General features: G+C 47.0%; 20 protein-coding genes. 5 read left to right on the top strand and 15 right to left on the bottom strand.

All coding sequences use genetic code 11. The features are described 5' to 3' along the window. Nucleotides 1–208 precede the first annotated feature (208 nt). Nucleotides 209–1,750: an S-layer homology domain-containing protein gene (locus ACFQ0C_RS06220; RefSeq protein WP_379365000.1), complete on the bottom strand. Its 1,542-nt coding sequence runs from the start codon at nt 1,748–1,750 to the stop codon at nt 209–211. 351 nt (nt 1,751–2,101) lie between these two features. Here ACFQ0C_RS06220 and ACFQ0C_RS06225 point away from each other — a divergent pair, with 351 nt between their 5' ends. Then, a complete protein-coding gene (locus ACFQ0C_RS06225; protein WP_379365002.1) occupies nt 2,102–3,727 on the top strand; it encodes an FAD-dependent oxidoreductase in 1,626 nt (541 codons plus the stop codon). Nucleotides 3,728–3,806: 79 nt separating this feature from the next. Here ACFQ0C_RS06225 and ACFQ0C_RS06230 read toward each other — a convergent pair whose 3' ends face one another. Both ACFQ0C_RS06230 and ACFQ0C_RS06235 read right to left on the bottom strand, forming a co-directional pair. Continuing rightward, complete coding sequence (locus ACFQ0C_RS06230; protein ID WP_379365004.1) at nt 3,807–4,625, bottom strand: class I SAM-dependent methyltransferase; 819 nt, start codon at nt 4,623–4,625, stop codon at nt 3,807–3,809. A 9-nt stretch (nt 4,626–4,634) separates the two neighbouring features. Beyond that, nucleotides 4,635–5,096, bottom strand: coding sequence for a MarR family winged helix-turn-helix transcriptional regulator (locus ACFQ0C_RS06235; protein ID WP_379365006.1), 462 nt, complete (start codon nt 5,094–5,096; stop codon nt 4,635–4,637). A 338-nt stretch (nt 5,097–5,434) separates the two neighbouring features. On the opposite strand from ACFQ0C_RS06235, the gene rsgA reads away from it, so the two are divergent. Then, nucleotides 5,435–6,496: a ribosome small subunit-dependent GTPase A gene (rsgA, locus tag ACFQ0C_RS06240; protein WP_379365008.1), complete on the top strand. Its 1,062-nt coding sequence runs from the start codon at nt 5,435–5,437 to the stop codon at nt 6,494–6,496. Nucleotides 6,497–6,595: 99 nt separating this feature from the next. Here the strand turns inward: rsgA and ACFQ0C_RS06245 are convergent, their stop codons facing one another. Genes ACFQ0C_RS06245 through ACFQ0C_RS06255 form a run of 3 tightly spaced genes read right to left on the bottom strand, consistent with a single transcriptional unit; the run spans nt 6,596 to nt 9,497 of the window. Next, nucleotides 6,596–7,150 (bottom strand): hypothetical protein, encoded by a 555-nt coding sequence (locus tag ACFQ0C_RS06245; protein ID WP_379365010.1) that lies wholly within the window; start codon nt 7,148–7,150, stop codon nt 6,596–6,598. A gap of 55 nt (nt 7,151–7,205) precedes the next feature. Then, entirely contained in the window at nt 7,206–8,657 is a 1,452-nt protein-coding gene (locus ACFQ0C_RS06250) for a DEAD/DEAH box helicase (protein ID WP_379365012.1), read from the bottom strand. A 48-nt stretch (nt 8,658–8,705) separates the two neighbouring features. Then, nucleotides 8,706–9,497, bottom strand: coding sequence for an alpha/beta hydrolase family protein (locus ACFQ0C_RS06255; protein ID WP_379365256.1), 792 nt, complete (start codon nt 9,495–9,497; stop codon nt 8,706–8,708). Nucleotides 9,498–9,700: 203 nt separating this feature from the next. On the opposite strand from ACFQ0C_RS06255, the gene ACFQ0C_RS06260 reads away from it, so the two are divergent. Then, the gene (locus ACFQ0C_RS06260; protein ID WP_379365014.1) at nt 9,701–9,964 is read left to right on the top strand and encodes a DUF2573 family protein; all 264 of its coding nucleotides are present in this window, start codon (nt 9,701–9,703) and stop codon (nt 9,962–9,964) included. Between the two features lie 68 nt (nt 9,965–10,032). On the opposite strand, the gene ACFQ0C_RS06265 is transcribed toward ACFQ0C_RS06260, so the two are convergent. The 9 genes from ACFQ0C_RS06265 to ACFQ0C_RS06305 all read right to left on the bottom strand — a co-directional run bounded on the left by ACFQ0C_RS06265 (nt 10,033) and on the right by ACFQ0C_RS06305 (nt 19,280). After that, nucleotides 10,033–10,809 (bottom strand): SDR family NAD(P)-dependent oxidoreductase, encoded by a 777-nt coding sequence (locus tag ACFQ0C_RS06265; RefSeq protein WP_379365016.1) that lies wholly within the window; start codon nt 10,807–10,809, stop codon nt 10,033–10,035. A gap of 111 nt (nt 10,810–10,920) precedes the next feature. Continuing rightward, a complete protein-coding gene (locus ACFQ0C_RS06270) occupies nt 10,921–11,379 on the bottom strand; it encodes a chemotaxis protein CheX (protein ID WP_171654498.1) in 459 nt (152 codons plus the stop codon). A 130-nt stretch (nt 11,380–11,509) separates the two neighbouring features. Beyond that, entirely contained in the window at nt 11,510–14,011 is a 2,502-nt protein-coding gene (locus ACFQ0C_RS06275) for an O-antigen ligase family protein (protein WP_379365019.1), read from the bottom strand. A gap of 69 nt (nt 14,012–14,080) precedes the next feature. Then, nucleotides 14,081–14,878: an ABC transporter permease gene (locus ACFQ0C_RS06280; protein WP_379365021.1), complete on the bottom strand. Its 798-nt coding sequence runs from the start codon at nt 14,876–14,878 to the stop codon at nt 14,081–14,083. A gap of 22 nt (nt 14,879–14,900) precedes the next feature. Further along, nucleotides 14,901–15,794: an ABC transporter permease gene (locus ACFQ0C_RS06285; RefSeq protein ID WP_379365023.1), complete on the bottom strand. Its 894-nt coding sequence runs from the start codon at nt 15,792–15,794 to the stop codon at nt 14,901–14,903. A 5-nt stretch (nt 15,795–15,799) separates the two neighbouring features. Beyond that, nucleotides 15,800–16,804 (bottom strand): ABC transporter ATP-binding protein, encoded by a 1,005-nt coding sequence (locus ACFQ0C_RS06290; RefSeq protein ID WP_379365025.1) that lies wholly within the window; start codon nt 16,802–16,804, stop codon nt 15,800–15,802. A gap of 266 nt (nt 16,805–17,070) precedes the next feature. Beyond that, nucleotides 17,071–17,535, bottom strand: coding sequence for a double zinc ribbon domain-containing protein (locus ACFQ0C_RS06295; RefSeq protein ID WP_379365027.1), 465 nt, complete (start codon nt 17,533–17,535; stop codon nt 17,071–17,073). Nucleotides 17,536–17,858: 323 nt separating this feature from the next. After that, complete coding sequence (locus ACFQ0C_RS06300; protein ID WP_379365029.1) at nt 17,859–18,677, bottom strand: HAD family hydrolase; 819 nt, start codon at nt 18,675–18,677, stop codon at nt 17,859–17,861. A 111-nt stretch (nt 18,678–18,788) separates the two neighbouring features. Next, a complete protein-coding gene (locus tag ACFQ0C_RS06305; protein WP_379365031.1) occupies nt 18,789–19,280 on the bottom strand; it encodes a cysteine dioxygenase in 492 nt (163 codons plus the stop codon). A 736-nt stretch (nt 19,281–20,016) separates the two neighbouring features. Between ACFQ0C_RS06305 and ACFQ0C_RS06310 the strand changes: the two genes are divergently transcribed. Then, nucleotides 20,017–20,811: a TIGR01457 family HAD-type hydrolase gene (locus ACFQ0C_RS06310; RefSeq protein ID WP_379365033.1), complete on the top strand. Its 795-nt coding sequence runs from the start codon at nt 20,017–20,019 to the stop codon at nt 20,809–20,811. A 58-nt stretch (nt 20,812–20,869) separates the two neighbouring features. After that, nucleotides 20,870–21,241 (top strand): DUF423 domain-containing protein, encoded by a 372-nt coding sequence (locus tag ACFQ0C_RS06315; RefSeq protein ID WP_379365035.1) that lies wholly within the window; start codon nt 20,870–20,872, stop codon nt 21,239–21,241. Nucleotides 21,242–21,327: the final 86 nt, after the last annotated feature.

The following is a 21,327-nucleotide window of genomic DNA, read 5'->3' on the forward strand; positions in this document are numbered from 1 at the left end:
TCAAGTCCTATTTTTCATCTTCAGGCAAAAAAAGAGCGGGCTATCTTTTCGATAACCAGCTCTTTTTTGATATTTAGCCCTATGCCTTAACTTAATGACATTGCCCTCCCGCCCGGCCATTATGACCGTAGCAAGAAGAGCTGCTCTCCCTTATAAAGCTAACCTTTTTCTTTGCAAATCCATATCTCTTTATGGCCTGCTGCTTCTATTATTTAATCACGATCGTATGAACGACATTATTAGTGCCTCTCAATTCAACTGAACGGTTAGGTGTCAGCTGTGAACGATCGCCTTGAATAGTACCATTGGAAGTCGTATACAGGAATGTCACATTCGAAGTTGTGTTGTAGTATACGTTGTTTTGAACCGAACCATCGCTCAATAATTTGTTAATGGAAATGGAGTTAACTTGATCGCTGGAATTTGTTGTATAAGAGTTATACGTTCCGTTTACTGTAAAATTAGTTTGTTGATCATTCGCAAGCGTTGTTACAGCAACAAATACCACTTTGCCGCCGGAAGTACGAACAAGAATTTCATCGCCTACTCTTAACTCGGATGCCGCTACGGATTGACCATTGCGAATAATCGAAACATTCGAAGCAAGCTCGGCGCTATAGGATTGGCCATCTTTGATCACTGTCAAAATGTTGTTGCTTACTGTAAAGCTCACTGAAGCTGTGAAGTTAGTGTTATCCGGAAGTTGGTTGCCACTGCCATTACCCAGCTTCTTTACTTCTACAAAAATGGCTTTGCCTCCGTACGTGCGTACGATTACTTCGTCACCAGCTCTTAGTTCGCTAGCAGCAACTTTAGCTCCATTGCGGAAGATGAACGCGCCGGAATCCAGCTCTACGCTGTAAGGTTGACCTTGTACAGTCAATGTTAGCAAATTATTGCTTACTGCTGTATTAACCGTTCCGCTGACGGATGCATTATCGGGCAATTGGCTGCCTGTGCGATCTAATAAAGCTGCCAATTCTGCACGAGTTACCGGATTGTTCGGACGGAAAGTGTTGTCTTCGTAGCCATCAATAAGCTTTTTGTCAATCGCAAGAGCAATATAACCTACGGAACCGGCTGGAATCTTGTTAGCATCCTTAAAGGTCAGCTTCGTATTCATCTTGGCCTTTGCTTCATCCTGAAGCTTCAATGCTTTGATCAAAAGTGTAGTTGCCCACAAGCGGTCTGCTTCCTTACCAGGGTTGATCATGTCATCGGATTCCTCGAACAAATCGTTTTGCAGCGCAACGCTTACATAACCCGTTGCCCATGAATAGCTGCTTTTCAACTTGTCCGCGTCCTTAAAGTTCAAGTTCGCCGCTTTGGCTTCAGCAGATTCAGCTTGATCGCGAAGTCCCATCAGCCTTACAGCCGCAGTAATCGCTTCAATGCGAGTAATCGTTTTACGTGGTTGGAAGGTTCCATCCTCATAGCCTTCAAAAACTCGTTTGGAAGCCAAGCTTGCAATGTAGCGAGCTGCCCACTCTACATCGGCGCCTTTTACATCGTCAAAGGACAACTTAATGTTTAAATTTTTAACGTTCATGTTGTTAATATAGATACCATTGTTGTTTTTGTCTTTATCGTTATATTTGGTTTCAATCACATTCTTCAAATCGCGTCCGCGATCTTTATCCTTGTCGTTGCCTTTGCCTTTATCATTGCTTGCAAATGCTGCAGTGGAGCCCCCCATAACCATGGCTAGTGTCAATCCTGTTACGACAACCTTCTTGAATGAATTATTCATCATCATTTCTCCTTTTTGGTTAGGTGAAGAGCCAAATACGGTTCAACCGGATGCCAGCGGCGGATTGAGGGCATGACAAAGATGCCCTTGACCTGCCAATGAATCTTTGGCGATCAGGATGTAGTAGTTTCGCCTTCCCTGCTATGAATTTATCGTGGAACATGATTGAGGACCTTCGCGAAGAGTTCCTTGGATTTACTAAAACTTTCGCCATACGAATAACTTTTGTGGGGGTCATTTTGATCGACTTCTGCAAAATATGATAAACTAACAACGAAAGAAACCTATTTATAGTAAATAGCGTAAAAACAGATAGGTTGCTTTAGTGGAGTTAGAGGAGGAAATGTACGTATGAAATGGAGAAACAAAGGTCTTTCTATAGGGATCGCGGTATTAGCATTAGTTGCCTTGGCTGCCGTGTACACGTCTATCCCTTTCTTTAGTAAAAACAGCACAGGGGACAAGCCTTCACCAGTTGCTACAGCAGATCCGTCCAAAGAGGGCAAAACAGAGGGGAATAAACAGCCCGCAACACCGCCAGAACCCCCTATTCCATCAGAAAAAGTCGATATTGCCGTATTCGGCAGCGAATTAGAAGGTCTTTATTTGGCAAGAGCAGCAGCGGACGAAGGCTTGAAGGTTAAGGTGCTTGATCCGCGAGAAGCATTCGGGGGCCAGGTGCTGCAAGGGGAAATGCTGTTCTTGGATGAAACGCGTGACGATAAGCATCAGCTGTTAGTTCAAGGTCGGGCCAAGGAGCTGTTTGACGGGTTCCGTAACGGAAAAATCCGCAAGCTCCCTGAGTTTACACAATATTTTGACAAGCTGAAAAAAGATATTCCTATTGAGTCAGGCATTAAAATTCAAGACATCAAGCAAATACCGGGCCAATTTGGGCCGCATGCGATAGAATCCGTCACTTATTCGGGCAAAGACGGGGCAAAGAAAAATATTAAAGCTGATTACTGGGTGGACAATACAGACTTCGCCGCACTGCTCAGCAAGCTCCAATCAACCCGTATGCCAGGCCTAGAGCAGTTCTACGGCCAAAATAAGATCGAATACATGAGCACCGGAATGATGTTAAAATTCAAAAATGTCGATTGGGGCAAATTTAATTCCAGCTTCAACAGCTTAACCCCGGAGCAGCGCAGTGCCAAATATGGCGGAGGCTCCGTGAGCGAGAGCTTTGCGATTGGATTAAGCGGCATGACAAATAGATATAAGCCAACCAATGATCGAGTATTCCTGAGGGGCTTAAATGCGGTGAGCCAGCGCGACGGCGAAGTAATAATCAATGCATTTCTGATCTATACCGTAGACCCTTCGGATGATAAATCGGTTGCAGAAGCTATGGAGCTTGGAAAGAAGGAAATTCCGCTTATCCTGAATCATTTCCGCAAAAATATTACCGGCTGGGAAAATGCTGAACTGAATGGTTTCCCTAATTATTTGTACATCCGTGAATACAATCATTACGAGACCGATTACGTGCTTAAACCTTCTGATATGCTGGGCGCCCGAATGTTCTGGGATAATGTCAGCATCGCCGGATACCCGCTTGACCTTCAAGGAACAAGTGAGAATAAATGGGGCATCGAGATGGGCCGTCCTGATAAATATGGAATGCCCCTGCGCAGCTTTTTGCTCAAAAATTATGATAACGTCATTGTAGCAGGGAAAAATGTAGGGTCCTCGGCCATCGCTTACGGAAGTGCCCGCATTCAACCGAACACAAGCCTTGCCGCAGAATCAATCGGTATTCTATTAGGCCAGCTGCAGGGCAAGAAAAAGCTCCGTGAGCTCAAAGAGCCTGATATGCCTGCCCTCAACAACTACCTGGAAAGTAAATACAAAATAAAATTGACCGGAGTCACCGGCAATAATAAGATCGCAGGCTGGACGGCCGATGAAATAGCCAAGCTCGACACCGGGGAAATCGTCTACCCTTCTTATGTGAACAAAAGGAAAAAGTAAGCTCAGGCCCCAAGTATTGAAGTATCGGAAAAACCCCTGTTATGCCTCTTGAGGCGCAGGGGTTTTTGTATAGAGATTTTTATAAGCTTCTGCTGACAAACATCCCTGATTCCTTGGTTATGTGGAGCTTGCCTCCGTGTTCATCCATTTTGGCATTAATAAATGCTCGGAACGATTCCGCTTTTAACGGATCCAGCACAGTCTTGCCTCCCGCTAAGCCATTGCATGATAAAACATAATCGACTAAGGCATCGCTCTCGGTAATAAGCAGCGCATCCTCATACTGGACTATGGAAACGTCAGCAAAAAACGACAGCAATTGTTTTTTCCCATTATCCAGAGAAAAGTTAGCTTCGATTGCTCCTAATACTTGCTCATACTCGGAATTCGGATCAAACTCTTTAACCAATTGTTTCATTTCCAGCATATTGTTGCTTCCGACTGTTGTCGCGTAAAAGATTCCGCTCGGTTTCAAGACTCGCCTTATTTCCAATAAAGCTTTCTCCCGGCTGTCTACATGGTACAGCATATGGTTCGCTATTATAATATCGAAGGTATGATCCGGATAGTTAATGTTTTCTGCGTTCATTACTTCAAATTTTAATTCATTGTTCAGAACGCTTAGATTATTGCGCGCATCATTCAACATCCCTTCGGAATAATCAGAGACGGTGATGTCCCAATGAGAAGGAATTTTACTTGCATTGGCCATCCATAATAAGCCGTTGCCTCCCCCCAGTTCGAGGACCTTGGCAGGCTGCGCTTGTTCAATCTGATCCATTACCCAGAAAGGCCAAGGATATGGATTAGTGCTGAATGCAGCATGCAGGCGGATTCGAGCATTGAACTTGTCGGAGTTTGAGTACTGCTGGTCTTTTAAACCCTCGTTATTCATCATAGCGATTTATCACTCCTTGATTTCCGTTTGGTCGGGTTCGAGACGCCATTCCTTCATCGTATCCGCAAAACGCGACAGCATTGCCGCGAATACACTTACATCCTCTTCATTCCATTGCTTTAGTATCAACTCTAAACCGTCGACACTTCTGTTGAGAAAACGGATCAGCACTTCTTCCCCTTCGGTTGTGAGACTGATCAAACTTGATCGAAGATCTGTCGGTGCAGTAGTAACGGCAATCTGTCCGGCTTGCTGTAACGATTGGATACGCCGGGTGATGGAGGAAGGATTAAAATCGAGCTCCCCGGCGATATCGGACGGACGGATCTGCCCCCGCAATTTGATAAGCATAAGAATTTCAAAAGCGACCCGGTCCAGGTCCTTCCTTCGGTTCTGCGCCAATTTGAATTCTTGAATGAATCGCAATGTTCCGTACGCCAGCTTTTCAAGCTCTTCACGGTTCTTTGTCAAATATACCAGCTCCTTTTGAACTGTCGATATCCTCAATATAAACTATTTGTTTGCACAAAGCAAATATATATGGCTCTGAACTAGTCTCCTATGTCCATTGTCTGCCCGCAAAGATTTATCGGTTATAGTGATTTTCTCCCTGTTGAGCTGATGTGAATTTGTATATACTAACTGTTAACTATGAGGAACGGAGTGATGTTATATGAGCTTAATTGTTAAAGATATCCAGATGGAGATAAAACAGCAAGTGTTGAACCAGCAGAGGGAGGACCAACGCGGAGCATAAGCTTCATAGGACCTTCCCCCTGCTCATTAGAGATAATTATTAGGGAGGATCCATGGAAAACAATCATTCATTAGAAACTTACGGCTTTCAGCCGTTTTTCGCTAATCAGGATAAGGAAGGCTGTGCAATTGGGCGTGTTGCATTAGAACATAAGCATTTGTATCGCATATACGCCGAGGATGGTGAATGGCTGGGCGAGCTGTCCGGGAAAACTCGTTACGAAGCAGTCCGACGTGAAGATTATCCGGCTGTTGGAGATTGGGTAAGGATGACCAAGCTGCACGAGGAGCACAAAGCGATTATTCACGGGATTCTTGAACGCAAAAGCAAGTTTTCGCGTAAAACCGCTGGTTCAACTACGGAGGAGCAGATTGTAGCGACCAATGTGGACCGCGTATTTCTTGTAATGGCCTTGAATCGAGACTTTAATGTACGCCGGCTCGAACGATACCTATTGCTGGCCTATGAAAGTGGAGCTGCTCCCGAGATCGTCCTGACCAAAAAGGATTTGTGCGACGATCTGGAGACCCGGCTGCGCGAGGTGGAGTCCATCGCCTTCGGCGTGCCCGTCTATTCCGTCAACAGCTTGGCCGATGACGGAATTGAAGAGATCGCGGCCTCCCTGCGGCCGGGTGAAACCATCGCGCTGCTCGGCTCCTCCGGCGCGGGCAAATCGACGCTGCTGAACAGCCTATACGGCGGGCAGCGTCAGAAAACCGGCGGCGTCCGCGATGGCGACGACCGCGGCAAGCATACGACGACGCATCGCGAGCTCGTCGTCCTGCCAAGCGGCGCGTTGATCATCGACACGCCAGGAATGCGCGAGCTGCAGCTGTGGGAAGGCAGCGAATCGATGGGCGCAGCCTTCCACGATGTCGAGGAGCTGGCTGCAGGCTGCCGGTACTCGGATTGCCGGCATGAGCAGGAGCCTGGCTGCATGATCCGATCCGCTCTGGCGGACGGAACATTGAGCCAGGAGCGGATCTCCAGTTACTACAAGCTGCAAAAAGAGCTTGCTTATAATGAGCGCAAGATTAATGCTGGAGCTGCCCGGGCCGAGAAGGATCGTTGGAAGAAGATTCACAAGAATATGCGAAGTAATACCAATCATTAATCCGGGCACACACAAAAAAGCACCTGTTCCAAAGGGAATCCCCTTCCGATCAGGTGCTTTTTACTGTGATTGATAACATTCAAACTCATCTTCCCTGCCTCACCGCAGCTTTAGGCCTAAGCTGAGCTTCAAGCTGTGCTCAAGAAAGGTAATGCTCTTAATCCCGGCCAACTTCGGCATGTAGTCATCTAGAGACACTTGAATCGGCTTCAGCTGAAACCATTCAGGAGGAAGATGCATATGTCTGATTTGAGTTCCCGTATGCACAACCATTACATAAGGCTCCTGCCAAGATACAGTGAATTGCAGCATAGCGCCAATTCGCCACTGCTTCTTGTAAAGAAGATTCACATCTGCAATTAGCTCGTTTCCATGCAGTGTAAATTGTGCTCCTGTTATCTCAAACTCATTATTATTGGAATTAGAAGAATTTCGAGCAACAAGTGCTTTCTTCAACAGGTTGTTTACCTCCGGCTCCGTCAACTCGACTTCAAGCTTCCGGGAAGCGAGCATCTCAGCCAGCTTGTTGCGTACCGACAAATCTGTATAAACCAGATCCAATGTTGTCTGCGGCTGGACATACCAATATAGACCTCCAGCCAGCAGTGCTATTAACAGAACCCCTACAATAATTACCCGCAGCAGCTTCCCCATGCTCCTGTTTACGGCTCCTCTCCGAATACCTCCCACAAGAATTAAAGCAAGTACCTTACGTCGTTGGCTTATCCGGCTTGTCCTTCAACCAACGCGGCGCTCCCTTGTTCTTGCGCTCCCGCTTAAGCTCACGCTCCGACTTCCGCTTAACAGCAGGCGCTGCCGGTTTTACAGAAGGCTTGGCAGCTGCCGGCCTGGACGACACATCAGCTGAAGTTGCCACTTGAGGCTTGGCCGCTTGTTCTTTTGGCAGCTTCCAAGCGCCAGCTTGCTTTCTGCCTTCGGCAGCCTTTGGTGCTTGCTCTGAAGCGGAACGCCGTTTGGCTGGATCTCCTTGCGAACGGTGCTGAGATGCAGCTGAACTGCGGCTCTTCCCCGGTTCGTAGATTTTGCCGTAAGCCATCTCTTTTTCTTCAATAGTTACATCGAGCGTTTTGGAAAATTTATTGATAATGAATTGCTCTTTAGGCGTAATGATGGAGATCGCAGTCCCCTTCTTCCCCATACGTCCTGTTCGGCCCACACGGTGCACATAATGATCTGCATCAATAGGAGGGTCCAGATTAATTACATGAGTGACATGAGGGATGTCCAATCCGCGTGCTGCAATATCGGTAGCCAACAGCAGTTGGAACTTGCCGGCGCGGAAATCCTGCATGACCTTGGCTCGCTCCTGCTTACCCGCATCTCCATACAGCGCTTCGATCGATAAATTCGCGAACTTCAGCTTGCCTACAACCTCTGCCACAGCATCTATTTCATTAATAAACACAATTGCAGCCGGCGGGTTGTACAAGCGGACAATTCGGCGGAGCATGTCGATCTTCTCCCGCTCCTGGCATACAAAGTACATGTGTTCCAGTGTTTCCGAAGTTCGCTGCTGCGGATTCACCTGTACATATACAGGCTCCTGCATCCAGCGCCCGATCACTACTTTAATGGGCTCGGGCATTGTCGCCGAGAAAAACAGCATTTGACGTTCACGCTGCATCCCTTTGAAAATAGCTTCTGTCTCGTTCATAGAACCGAGCTCGAAAACTTGATCCACCTCATCGACCACAATAGTCCGCACATAATGCATGCTTATTTTACGAAGCTTCAACAGCTCAAGCACTCGTCCCGGTGTACCGACTATGAGATGCGGACGCAGCTTCAAGCGGTCGATTTGCCTGGTGATGGCAGCACCGCCAATTAAAGATTGCACACGAATACCGCTATCGGCTGTAAGAAGCTCTATCGTTTGTATGATCTGTATGCCCAGCTCTCGTGTTGGAACCAGCACAACCGCTTGCAGATCCTTAGAGCTTTTGTCTATTTTATGCAGTAAAGGCAGCGCGTACGCCAACGTTTTTCCTGATCCGGTCTGCGACTGGGCCACCACATCCTTACCCTGCAAAATAACGGGTATCGATTCCGCCTGAATAGCTGAAGGCGAAGTAATATTTAGATCCTGAAGCTTACGAACGTAAACCTCATCAATATGTAATGCTGCAAAACCGCTGTTCATCGAACTCCCCCTTTGTTATTAGCATCATACCAATGCATGCCCCCAACATCAAGGCTTGGACTTGCTCATCTCCCTGAGCTTCTGTGATATCCATGCAAAAACGGCATCCAATGCTTTCTCATCCGCTGCTTTTGGAAAACGGTGCTCCAATCCCTCGTACAGCTCCATAGCATAATCCTTGCCTGCTCGCTCGAGAGCTTCGGCCAGCTTATGCGCGTGGGACACATTGACTTGGGGATCCGCTGTTCCATGTACAATCATAATAGGAACCTGTACCTGCTCCAGCCAATACACGGGCGAGCGGCTTTCATAAGCCTCCGGCTCCTTGCGCGGGTGGCCTACAACCCGCTTAAGCATTCTCCGCAGATCCACCCGCTGCTCATAGGTGTCGAATAAATCGCTGACACCTCCCCAAACGACAACCGGACCGGCTTGATTGCATTGCTTGGCCGCAAGCATGGCCATCATCGCTCCTCGCGAAAAACCGATCATGGGCACAGGACCCGGCTGAACCTCCGGCAGCGATTGTACCAGCGTAATCGCATGGCACACATCGAAGCGATCCTCTCCGCCGAAATCCTCCTTGCCCTCCCCGCCTTCATTGCCGCGGTAAAACGGTGCAAACACAGCATATCCCCGCTTCGCCATGGATATAATGCGACGCTTGCGGACCATACCTACTTTGCGGATTCCCCCGCGGCAGTAGATCAGCCCGGGGCTTGGCTTCCCGGTGTCCGGCACAGTCAGGTAGCCTTTGACCTGCAGCCCTTCACTAACATAGGTTAGCCTATACAACAAAACACCTTTTACAAGACTGCGTAATGGTACCCGCTCTATCATAGCTCCATTGGCGGAGCCATTTCCTGATTGAGACTGCCTTTCCTGCACGGTTTCCAACTCAATCACTCACTCCATTCTCCGGTGCTGTGCAAGGTAGCGACCTTTTTTTGACAGAATTCTTTTCGTGCGCTAGACTTACTTTGAAACATTGAAGTAGCGGTGTTCTAATAATCTGAAATATGTTCTGAAAGGTGGAGTCTTTTATGAATTCTGAATTCCATACCGAGTTCGATGCACTAGTCGAAAAATTTTCCGAGCTATTAACCGGCAATACTTCTCCAGAATTGGTAGAGAAAATTAAAATCTGGTCGGTTTATAATCATATTCACAAAACGATGCCTGCACTCGCAAGCCACTGGAACCAATCTCATCCTGAAAGCAGAGCGGTCATCCGCAGTTTATATGAAGAGGTGCGCAAGCTTAATCTGGAGTTGAAGGAAAAAAATCAGAAGCCTGAGGAAAAATAAGCCTATCTAATTATCCCCTTTTATTGCAAGTCTATGATAAGCAGCGCAAGGACGAGGTAGCTTGCTTCTCACTTCTTATTCATCATTTTTCCAGCTACCTTATCAAATGCGCGCGGAAACAGCTGAAACAGCTTCACTCCAAAGCCTGCTACGAATGGCATATCGATCTCAGGAATTCGCCTCTCTATGGCTCTAAGTACTTTATCTGCTACCTGGTCAGGCTTCAGCATAAACCATTGTATGTTCTTTACGTAGTTGCCGGACGGATCAGCCTTGTCAAAGAAAGGCGTATCAATCGGACCTGGATTAATAGCCGACAGGTATACACCCGAGCCCGACAGCTCCTGGCGCAGGCAATTCGTAAAACCTAACACCGCATGCTTGGTAGCCGAATATCCGGTTGATTTGGCAGAGCCAATTTTACCGGCCATCGAAGCGATGTTCACGATATGGCCGTTCCTCGCCTCCAGCATATGGGGAAGCACTGCTTTCGTACACCGCACCGTGCCCATGTAATTGACATCCATCATACTTTCTATTTCATCCAATGATGCTTCAGTAAACGTCTCAAACACTCCGTATCCGGCATTATTAATTAAAATATCAATACGCCCGAAGCGATCCATTACTTGCTGCATCGTCAGCATCACCTGGTCGGTGGAGGTGACATCCAGCCTGTAAATCCCATGGGGCCTTCCATTCAGAGATGCCGCCACCTGTGACAGCCTATCCTCCGAGCGTGCCATCAGAACAGGTACCGCACCACGTTCAGACAGCTTTTTAGCCATAATCGCCCCGATCCCGCTGGACGCTCCGGTAATAACAGCAATTTTCCCATTGAACATTGGCTCTTCCTCCACAACTTTCTTTTACAAGCAAAATACGCAGCAACCAAAAAAAAGTGGAAAGCTTCCTTCCATAAGGAAACTCCCACTTTGTATTGTAAATGATTTTGATTATACGATCAAAACTTGAATATCCAACTCACCGATTCCTTCCATAATCAGAGGGATCGTCAACGCCTTCTTAGGTAAAAATCCTGCGGATGTAGCGGAATGCAGCAATTTGGGAGGAGTAATATCCACCCTGACGCCTTGATTAAACAGCATCGTGCTTGCATTGCCGCTGATCATATTGCCGAGCTCGGAAATCGCGCTCTTGCTCATCTCATCCATCTCGGTTATAACATAACCGCCCATCATGGCGGATACCACCTTCAAGGCTACATCCTCATGAAGACCGAATACGATATCGCCCTGCATTTGTCCGGTCATTCCAATCTGGATCCAGATGAACTTCTCTACAAATTTTACGTCTTTTATCCCAAGTTGTCCGGTCGAAGGCCTGATGTTAGCCACTTGCTCTATGACAATTCTAGCTGACTCCAAAAATGGATTAATATATTCTGCCTTCATAAATAAATCGGTCCCCTTTGCGACAAAATCCCGTAGATTTATAGGTCTTATTATTGATACATTATACCTAAATATGTCGAATAAGTATACCATTTTTAGAAAACAAGAGCTGACATCAACCACTTATGGTCTAAAGAGCGCCGCCTGCCAGCTTGGCAATTTCGGCTTTTTCCTCCGGGTATTTCAATATAAATGCTTCGTAAATCGGCATATCCGCTTGCCCCAGCTTCTGCAGCGAAGCCAAATACCATCTGACAATCAGCTTCGATACCTCGGGGTTCCTTTGGTCATTCACATTCATATGCAGAGCCTCAACCGCTTCTTTATAATTATGCCGGGAATAGTTCAATTGCCCGATAATTAACGATATATCCGGTTTAATTTCGAACGGTTCACCCTGCATTTGTCCTTTGGGGAGACTTTTTAACGACTCTTGCTTCGATAAAACCAAGCGATACCAATCCAATGCCTGATTCCAATACTTGACATTCGCCTCTGTCTGATTGCCGGCCAGCGCTCTGCTGCCAAGCTCATAATTCAATGCAATAGCACGTGCATACCAATTGGGTCCTCCCCGGTTAACATTGAGCCCCCAAACCGTTTTCATTAAGCTGCGTTCGGTTATCATCAGCGCTTCGTTGAGTTTGCCTGCTGTTGCATTCTGATTGTATTCAATTTCCATAGCTGGCTTATTATAAGGCTCCTTGCGATCAAGCAAGGCCGCTATTTGCCTAGCTTCCTGCTCATACCGGGCATCCTTGGTTTGACCATAAGCCTGATACAGCAGCTGTAATTTCATTACTAAGTAAGCGGGATGCTCCGGTGAAGAACGGATTGCCGCATCCAATGATTCAAATACTTCCTCCATGCTAACATTTGACGGTGAATCCATCTTTACTAATGCTTCATTGTAATAACGGTTTCCTTGCAGCTCTCTTACAGAGACAATAAGAACAACAATCGAGAGCACAGCAATGGCAGCAGGAAATATGTACCTGAATACGCCTTTATTCACATATTGAATCAAGCCTGCCTTACCTGCTGCCAGCGTTTGCTTGATGCTAGCGGACAGTCCTCCCAAGCAAAGAAATACAACGGCAGCCAAATAACCGTAGCTCATCTCAAAATCTAGAATGCTATGGAGCAGGATGGATACTGAAATCAAATAAAAAACTTGGTAATGTCCTCTTTCTTCGCCCTGCTTGAAAAATTGCCTCGCGTACAGCCCATAAACTGAAATAAGTAATGCGACAAGCGCCAAAAATCCAAGCAGCCCGGTTTCCACCATATATTGCAAGAAGAAATTGTGAACTTGCTCTACGAGATAAGGATTGTTTTGATATTGCTGGTATAAAGTAGTCCAGCCTCCTCCCCCTGCTCCAGTAACAGGGTAATCCTTAACGATTTTCAACGAGTCCTTGTACATCGTCAGCCGTTCCAATACACTGTGCTGCTGAAAATTAATGGAGAGCACACGCTTTTGCAGATCAGAGGGAAGCAACTTGACTATCCCATTATTTTCAGAAATAAGGAGTAAGGCCAGAAGCCCAAAAACAATCATAGCACCGGGTATGAACAGATTGGCGAAGCGGTAATTATTCAGCTTCAGCACCTTTTGCTCCAGCCTCGGTATTACATAGCGTTCGCTGCACAATATGATTAGACCGGTAATAATGGAAACAGAGCCCATAATAAGCCAGCCCTTCAACGATTGCGGGTCCAAAATGCTGACGGTATTAGGGTTCATTGGATTCCCGCCGGTAACTTGCTTGAACAAGTCCGTTGTAATCTTCCTGATTGGCTCAGTAATGAGCAATGCACCCGCGGAGCCGATAGCCAAATAACTGAAAAAGCTGATTTGCCGGATGAATGTATAGAAAGGAAGAATCGCCAGCAATATGATCGGCAGCATCACAAGTCCGCCACGGGAAAGCGTCAGGAAAAAAGACAGCAAAAGCGGCACAACCATACTGCCATGCAGTAAAATTATATACCATCTGCGGGATCGCATCAGAAGCCATAGAGCAGATAGCAGCAGAGCCAACAAATAAGCTGCATATGCGTTTGCATATTGAAAGACGGAGGTTAAACGCAGCCCCTCGCTCCCCAGCATAATCGCATCTTTGTAATAAGCGTTGCCAAACATGTTCATTAAGCAGTAGAAAACCGCCGTATAACCCGCAAATACGATCCCATACTGCATCCATTGCGCTCCTCGCTGCTGTTTGGCGACAACAGAGCCTATTGCAAAGAAAGCCGCATACATGATATTCAGCATGACCATGAACATGGCATAATGGCTGGAAGCTGCCTGAAAGGAAGCTATGAAATAAAAGACAGGGATGCTCCACACCCCTAAGGTTAATAAATCTGCAACACTCTCCAGCTTCCATCGGTAAAAGTAATGAATGCTTAACAAAAACAGCATAATACCGGCAGTGATAACCGCAGAATTCAAAGGCTGCTCATACTGCACGGAATAGCCGTAAAAGAGCGCTGTTTGAAAAAGGAAACCAAATAAAAACAACCCGATAAACGAAAGAAATATCCAGTAAATTACAGACTTGTCCAGTGATGCTTGATACATTAGTTCCTTGTTAGCTTTATAAGAATACTTTGTACTTGCTGTCATCTCCAACCTCTTCCCACACATTTTTTACCACATCTGGTAGACGCGTCAGGGTTGGAAAAAGTTTCATAATTAATTTCGAACGCCCATCATATTGCCGGAGCTATAACGCCGCAGCCCGTAATAAAAGAATGCCGTGCCACCCAGGGACAATAATACAGCCACACCAGCCGCCTTAGCCAAAAATAAAGGTTCGACCGCACGCAGCAAGCCGATTGGCATATAGCTGATGAAGCCTGCGGGAATTACCGTAAACAGAAGCAGCTTCCCCCAACCGGTAAAAATACCTGTCGGATAAGTTGAAAATGCAAGCAGTCCATTAAACATCTGCTGGCTCAACCCTTCCGCGTTCCCCAAAAAGAAGGCTAGCGACTGGAAAATAATAACGAAGAACATAAAAATCAACATAGCAATAAGCAGGGCAAGTGCAAATTTGAGCAGCCCTATGGCCGAGCAATCGCCGAATAATCCATACAAAATGACTGCGAATAATATATCGCCAATGGCTGCAACCGACATACGGCTTATTAGAATATGAAGCAGCACCGGTTTGGGCTGTGACAGGAAAATATCCAGCTGCCCTGCTGCAATAAGCGAAGCAAGCCGGTAGGCGTTGCCGAACAATACAGCAGACAAGCCGAAGCCACCCGCGCTTACAGCCCACATCATCATGACATCCTGCAGCGACCAGCCGTTCACGACTTGAAACCGCTCGAAATAAATTCCCCAGAACAAAATCCAGACCGTATTGTTTACTACCATCATCCCCGCAGTCAGCAGAAAGCTCATGCGGAATTCCATCGCTCCTGCTAAATTCAGCTTCCAACAGCTCCATACAAAGGCAATGAGTCCTATACATTTATTGATCATTCGAAATCCCCCCCCCTTTTGGCTATCCTCCATTTACATTCAGTTTCTTCACACCTCTCAAATACATAAACCCGACTACCGCAGCCAGCACAGCTGCCCAGACCGCTTGGGTCAGCAGCATCGAAAGCAGCTGTACATCAGCCCATCTCACCACCGTTTTGGCTGGGAAATAAAGCACTGTTTGAAAGGGCAACCAGCGGCAAATGGCCTGCAGCTGCTGTGGGAACAGCTCCAGCGGCATCAGCATACCGCCTATCGTGAACAGCATTTTATGATATACGAATTCCAGGCCCCTTGTTTCCTCCACCCAAAATGAACATAAAGCCAAAACCATGTTAAGCAAAAAATTAATCGTCACCGCACCAAAGGATATTAGCAGGAAACCTGCCCAGCCCCAACCGAAGGATGGCCAACCGAACATAATAACTCCAAGCAATCCTCCAATACATACATTGACCAGTAAGCGGATACTCACTTCGCTCACATACCCTACATAGTGATAACCGATATAGCTGAGAGGGCGGGTCAGCTTATAGCCGACATCACCGTTCTTTACTTCTTCCTCGATTTTGGTCGAAAGACTTGGAAATGCAGTCGTAAGCGCTTCTGCGAATAAAATATACCAAATGATCTGCTCATAGCTGTAGCCTTCGATAAGTGCCGTGCCTTCACCTTGGTAAGTGACACGCCATAATTGCATAAATATGTACATGATCATAATGAGAAAGATGGAACGAATAATAAAATCGTATACATAGGCAAAATGATTTCTTAAAGTTACCTTGCCTATAGCGCCATATTTGATCAGCTTTCCAAAAATAGAAGTGGATGGCGCACGCGGCTTGTCAAAACCGGCTTGATTTCTTACCAGAAGTCCGCCGGTTGCTTTGCTTTCGTTCCCTGCATCTGCCCGCATGGCTGCTACCTCTCTTCCTCCCGTTGAATTCCTGATTCCTTGGCGTAAATGTGGGTAATGATCTGCTCCATTGGCGGATCTTCAATGGTCACATCGACAACGCGGTAATGGCCTACGATATGCGCCAGCACCTGCTCGATACTAGCCTCCGTAGTTTCGACGGAAAGCTTCATTATGCTTCCGTCCTGCTGGAGCACTTCTACGCCAGGAAAGCTGAACGCGGCTCCAGGCTGCTGCAGCTGCAGGTGAATGGTCTTAGCGGTAAGCAGATCCCGCTTCATCCGCTCCACATCATCATCCAGGATGACCTGGCCATGATTGATTACTACGGCACGCTTGCACAGCTGCTCGATATCGCCCGCATCATGGGAGGTCAAGAAAACCGTGGTCCCCTCTTCACGGTTCATCTCCAAAATCAGCTCGCGGATTTTGTGCTTGACGATAACATCGAGCCCAATGGTCGGCTCGTCGAGGAATACAATCTTCGGCCGGTGAAGCATGGCGGCCGCTATCTCGCACCGCATCCGTTCTCCAAGCGACAGCTTGCGGACCGGTGTGTGCAAATATGGCTCCAGCTCGAAGCGCTGGACCAAATCATCGAGGCGGCTGAAATAATCCGCCCGCTTCAGTTCATAAATCCGACTCATCAGCTCGAACGAGTCGATTGGCGGCAGATGGTACCACAGCTGCGACTTTTGCCCGAATACAGAGCCGATATGATACGCTAAGCGGCTTCGCTCCGTCCATGGGCACAGGCCTAATACCTGCGCGCTGCCACCGGATGGATGCAAAATACCTGTCAGCATTTTGATCGTTGTCGACTTGCCCGCTCCATTCGGTCCGAGAAACGCAAGAGTTTCTCCCTGCTCAACGCTAAGATCAATGCGGTGAACCGCCGCTTTTTCGGTATAACAGGGTCTAAACAGCGATTGCATGCTGCCTATCAGTCCGCTTGCCTTCTGCTTTACCGCGAATGATTTACTCAATCCTTCTACACGTATGGCATTCATAGTATTTAACCCCTTTCCCATGGTAAAGCAAAAAAGACCCCGAGCAAGTTCGCCTTGAAAGGCGGAACTTGCTCGAGGTCTTTTATCCCTACGGTGTAACGCGACACGACGGTTCGCGTTCGGCTTCGCTTGGTTCGAACCGGCCTAACAGCACCGTCGGATCCCTAGAAGCCCTCCCACTTAATTGTTATATACTATCACGCCATGTTAACTATTACAAGAAAAAAATGGTAATTATTTAAAGGAATTTCACGGGCTATCCAGCGTCACATCGCTATGCCGCAGCTTCCGCAAAATTTCGCATCAGGCTCGTTCGTTGTACGACAAACACGACAAATCGTGTGCACAACCGTTTCTGCTTGCTCAGCCTGTTCTCGCAGCTCTTCGAACTGGTGACCGCAAACCGAGCAAAACTTCACTTCTCGGGCGACAACTTTGCCGCACTGGCATACCTTCTCATGCTTGGCTTCCTTGATCTTCAATTCAATTTGCTGAATATCCTGCCGCAGCACTTGAATTTGCTGACAGTAAGCTGCAACATCCGGCTGTGATTTTTTCCAATCCCCCGCCGCATGAGCATTATAAACGGATTCGCCAATCAGAGTAAAAATTTTCTCCAATTCCTTTTCCTTGGAAGAAATTTGTGTACGCAGCCTTGTAATTTCCATGGTTTGCTGAGCTTTTTTTGCAGCATCGGATGCCCCTTGCTTCATTTTCTCAAAAAATGACATTGGTTTGCCCCCCTTTGAACTGATCTGGATCGTTCCTGTTACTACATAGTTATGAGCTTGGGGGCGTCGACATTCCGTAATGAGACATTAACTGAACAATTTACGCAAAATCGATAGCAGCATGATGCCCGTTACAACTGCACATACAATGACGAGCTTTTTTTCCTGACTGTTCAAACGGCTCATGAGACCAACAACCCCTTAAGCAGAATTGCTTGCCTCTTAAGTATACGTTATTTGACGCTTTTCTACATAATCGTGCCAGTCTTGGCAATTGTCATGTTTGTGAACTTGTCTTAAGCCTGACCTATTCCGGAAAAATACTAGATTGCCGGATTACTCGATGCTGCCAACCGCTCAAGCACAACGGCCACGCCATCCTTGTCATTCGTCTCCGTAATATGTGTGGCTATGCTCTTCAGCTCAGCAATAGCATTCCCCATAGCGACAGGGTGCCCGCAAAGCTTGAAAACTTCCAGATCGTTGTAATCATCTCCAAAAACCATCACCTGCTCCGGGTTAACGCCTCTACGTCTCAATACATGCTCCAATGCAGCGGCTTTGGATACGGCAGCGCTCATAATCTGGATGAGCTTGTTCCCGTCCGTTGAGATAAGCTTCACACGATTGGCAAACCTCCGCTCAAGCTCCGCATAAATGTTATTTTCATTAGTTAACAGCAGCTTGGCAGGATGAAGTTGACCAATTTCCTCCCTGGTTAAAACAATGGGCACAGGGCCACCATCAGGAAATCCCAAAATAACTTTCTGTTCCTCACTTAAGCTGCGGTTGCTGAACATCGAATCCTGTGCTTCAAAGCTTACCATGAGTTCAGGGCTTGTATCCATTATCGCCTCATAAATCTCGGAAACTACAGCTTGATCGATTAACACATGATCCTCTATACGGTGAATCGAGTCAACGGTATGCGCACCATTATAGTAAATGATGCAGCCCAATTCCAGCAGCACGTCAGGCAGCAGCATACGTACGGATCTTGCCGGACGCGCAGTAGCTATAATCACATGAATCCCGCGATCATGACAGTCCAATACAGCGCGAAGGCTCCGATCCGTAATATGACGGCTGCTGTCCAAAAGTGTTCCATCCAAATCCAAAACAATCGCTTGAATAGTGTTCATAGCAGCTCCCATTGGAAAATTTTTACCATAGTATCACAGATGACTTGCTTCTGTAAACGATATGATAATATTTGGCACAACGGAGTTGAACGAACAGTTGTATCTGATGTTCTATATCACATAATCCAATACTTCCTCATAAGTACGGAACGCCTTAGTTGCTGCTAGTCTTGGGGAGTAAACATGAAACGACAGCATGCGACCTTCTCCCGAGTTGCTCATTTGATGAATTTGTCCCTTAGGGGCATACAGAAACTGATGCTGCTTCAAATGGCTTTCCCCGACTTCCTGCGCGTAACCAAAGCCGTCAAGCCGATAAATAATATTGGTCATCTGACCCTCCAAAATAAATGCGCACCCAACAGATGCACCATGATCGTGAATGAGGGTTTGACGCCCTTGGGGCAGATGGACCAGGATCACCTCTACCTCTTCCGATTGAAATAACACTTTTCGGCCGTAAGGTAAATAGGAAGGCTCCTCAATGTAAGGGGCTACCTTTTCAGATGTGAGCTCCAAACCAGTAATGATTGCTTTTAATTCATGCGGTGCTGGACTTTCAACACTGCGAAACGCTTGCTCAATGGATTCAAGTAGTTTCATGGCTCCGATACCTCCGAATTGTTTTTTATATTGACATTAAAAAGTCTGGAAAAGTCGCTTTTCTTGCGACGACCTCTATATAAAATAGGTTTTAGTCCGATGTTATAAGCATTAGACGACTTTTGTATAAGATTATCTTATATGTCATTTCGTTATTTGTATTCAAAATGCAGCCTACTGGTGTCTGTTATTCGAAAAATTGGCTCTACACCCGATATCAGAGCTTGCCGAAGTCATTCGATTTCGTCTCCGTGTCCAGCCTAGCCCTAGACAAAACTTAAAAACGGTAATAACAGCGCACACGACTTTATTCGAATTTATTGGATTCGGAGCCATTGCCTTCCCCCAAAAACCTGCATCTTTACAGTCTTTGGTCCGGTATATCCAAAGTCTTATTGAATTCATGCAAATGTGCATTTATTTTTTCATTCTTAGCTGAACCGGAGCGTTTTTCATGTAAATGGATGTACTTTTGCAGGTTTGTTCTCTCTACAGCAATTCCGATTGGAAAATAACTGCGTGTTTGCAGGATTTTGTGAGGACTAGTGGTCGGAAGAGGGTCAAGTACTGATTTTGAGATTGAGCCGAAAAATTTAGGTAGAAACTAGTGTGGAAAAATAGAATGCAGACGAATTCGCGGACTTCTTGTAAGGAATAGCCGCTGAGGCCACATTTTTGTTACAATGAGTTTTGTGAATGCTTGCCATTAAGAGGGGTTATTAGGGGAGGACAAAAAATGCTCGGATTTTTACTCGATTTGGATGGGACTTTGTACCATGGGGACAAGCCCATTCCGTATGCGGCAGAGTTTATTGGTTGGCTGCGGGAACAAGGCTATCCGTATTTATATGTAACAAACAATTCATCGCGAACACCGGAGCAGGTAGCCGAGCATTTAAGAAAGGTCGATATTGATGCTGAGCCAAGTGAAGTGCTTACTTCTTCTCAGGCAGCGGCCCTGTATATTCAGGAAGAACAAACGGGGAAGCGTGTATATGCAGTAGGAGAGAATGGATTACGACAAGCGCTGCATGATGCGGGATTCACTGTAATCTCCGATGAAGATTTGGAAACGCCTGATTATGTTGTGCAGGGGATCGACCGGGATTTCAGCTACACGAAGCTTGCAACGGCTGTTCGGCATATTCGCAATGGAGCCCTGTCCGTGCTTACTAACCCGGATCATTTGCTGCCGTGGAATAACGAGCTGCAGCCGGGAGCCGGATCAATTGGAGCCGCTATCGAGCGATCGAGCCAGACGAAGCCGGTAGTGATCGGCAAGCCTTCGCCGATCATTATGAAGTATGCGATCGCCAAGCTGGGGCTGCCGCTGGAGCAGATCTGGGTGGTCGGCGATAACCTGCTGACCGATATTCAAGGCGGCCTCGCCGCAGGCTGCCGCACAGCTCTTGTGCTTTCCGGCCTCGTGAGCCGGGACACGCTGCAGGAGCAGCAGCAGCTGACCGGCGTCCGGCCGGAGCTTGTGTGCGGCCAGCTGATGGAGCTGGCCGGGATGCTCTCGAAAGCTTGAGCCGGGCATGAAATCCCGGCTCCACTAAGTTCAAGTACATTCAAAGGAGATGACATCATTGAATACTTTATTTCTGCTCGGAGGCTTGAATATGCTGATCTCCGTCGCATTAGGCGCTTTCGGGGCTCATGCTTTGAAAAATCGGCTGACGCCGGATATGCTCAAGGTGTACCAGACAGGCATCCAATATCACATGGCTCATGCGCTTGGACTTATATTGATTGGCATCGTGTCCGGTCTGCCCTCAGTGAACGGACCTCTAATGATTACCGCCGGTTGGCTGATTGTTGCAGGCATCATCCTGTTCTCGGGCAGCCTCTATGCGCTCAGTCTGTCCGGCATCAAAAAGCTCGGCGCCATCACCCCAATCGGTGGCTTGGCTTTTCTCGCCGGTTGGTTAGTATTTATAATCGCAGAGTTTGGCGGTTAAGGCATCCAGTAAATACTAATTATTCTATATGCAGCAAAGAAGCTGACCTGATGTACTCTCGTAACTTCAGGCCCAGCTTCTTTGTT

The organism is Paenibacillus sp. GCM10027630 (assembly GCF_042676305.1).
Taxonomy (GTDB): domain Bacteria; phylum Bacillota; class Bacilli; order Paenibacillales; family NBRC-103111; genus Paenibacillus_S.

What these genes read in the sequence shown, in the direction of transcription:
- ACFQ0C_RS06230 (WP_379365004.1), bottom strand. Translation starts at nt 4,625, where the DNA reads ATGATGAATAACGAGGGTTTAAAAGACCAGCAGTACTCAAACTCCGAC.
- ACFQ0C_RS06290 (WP_379365025.1), bottom strand. Translation starts at nt 16,804, where the DNA reads ATGAATGCCATACGTGTAGAAGGATTGAGTAAATCATTCGCGGTAAAG.
- ACFQ0C_RS06300 (WP_379365029.1), bottom strand. Translation starts at nt 18,677, where the DNA reads ATGAACACTATTCAAGCGATTGTTTTGGATTTGGATGGAACACTTTTG.
- ACFQ0C_RS06305 (WP_379365031.1), bottom strand. Translation starts at nt 19,280, where the DNA reads ATGAAACTACTTGAATCCATTGAGCAAGCGTTTCGCAGTGTTGAAAGT.
- ACFQ0C_RS06245 (WP_379365010.1), bottom strand. Translation starts at nt 7,150, where the DNA reads ATGGGGAAGCTGCTGCGGGTAATTATTGTAGGGGTTCTGTTAATAGCA.
- ACFQ0C_RS06255 (WP_379365256.1), bottom strand. Translation starts at nt 9,497, where the DNA reads ATGATAGAGCGGGTACCATTACGCAGTCTTGTAAAAGGTGTTTTGTTG.
- ACFQ0C_RS06275 (WP_379365019.1), bottom strand. Translation starts at nt 14,011, where the DNA reads ATGACAGCAAGTACAAAGTATTCTTATAAAGCTAACAAGGAACTAATG.
- ACFQ0C_RS06295 (WP_379365027.1), bottom strand. Translation starts at nt 17,535, where the DNA reads ATGTCATTTTTTGAGAAAATGAAGCAAGGGGCATCCGATGCTGCAAAA.
- ACFQ0C_RS06270 (WP_171654498.1), bottom strand. Translation starts at nt 11,379, where the DNA reads ATGAAGGCAGAATATATTAATCCATTTTTGGAGTCAGCTAGAATTGTC.
- ACFQ0C_RS06265 (WP_379365016.1), bottom strand. Translation starts at nt 10,809, where the DNA reads ATGTTCAATGGGAAAATTGCTGTTATTACCGGAGCGTCCAGCGGGATC.
- ACFQ0C_RS06260 (WP_379365014.1), top strand. Translation starts at nt 9,701, where the DNA reads ATGAATTCTGAATTCCATACCGAGTTCGATGCACTAGTCGAAAAATTT.
- rsgA (WP_379365008.1), top strand. Translation starts at nt 5,435, where the DNA reads ATGGAAAACAATCATTCATTAGAAACTTACGGCTTTCAGCCGTTTTTC.
- ACFQ0C_RS06285 (WP_379365023.1), bottom strand. Translation starts at nt 15,794, where the DNA reads ATGCGGGCAGATGCAGGGAACGAAAGCAAAGCAACCGGCGGACTTCTG.
- ACFQ0C_RS06250 (WP_379365012.1), bottom strand. Translation starts at nt 8,657, where the DNA reads ATGAACAGCGGTTTTGCAGCATTACATATTGATGAGGTTTACGTTCGT.
- ACFQ0C_RS06280 (WP_379365021.1), bottom strand. Translation starts at nt 14,878, where the DNA reads ATGATCAATAAATGTATAGGACTCATTGCCTTTGTATGGAGCTGTTGG.
- ACFQ0C_RS06220 (WP_379365000.1), bottom strand. Translation starts at nt 1,750, where the DNA reads ATGAATAATTCATTCAAGAAGGTTGTCGTAACAGGATTGACACTAGCC.
- ACFQ0C_RS06225 (WP_379365002.1), top strand. Translation starts at nt 2,102, where the DNA reads ATGAAATGGAGAAACAAAGGTCTTTCTATAGGGATCGCGGTATTAGCA.
- ACFQ0C_RS06310 (WP_379365033.1), top strand. Translation starts at nt 20,017, where the DNA reads ATGCTCGGATTTTTACTCGATTTGGATGGGACTTTGTACCATGGGGAC.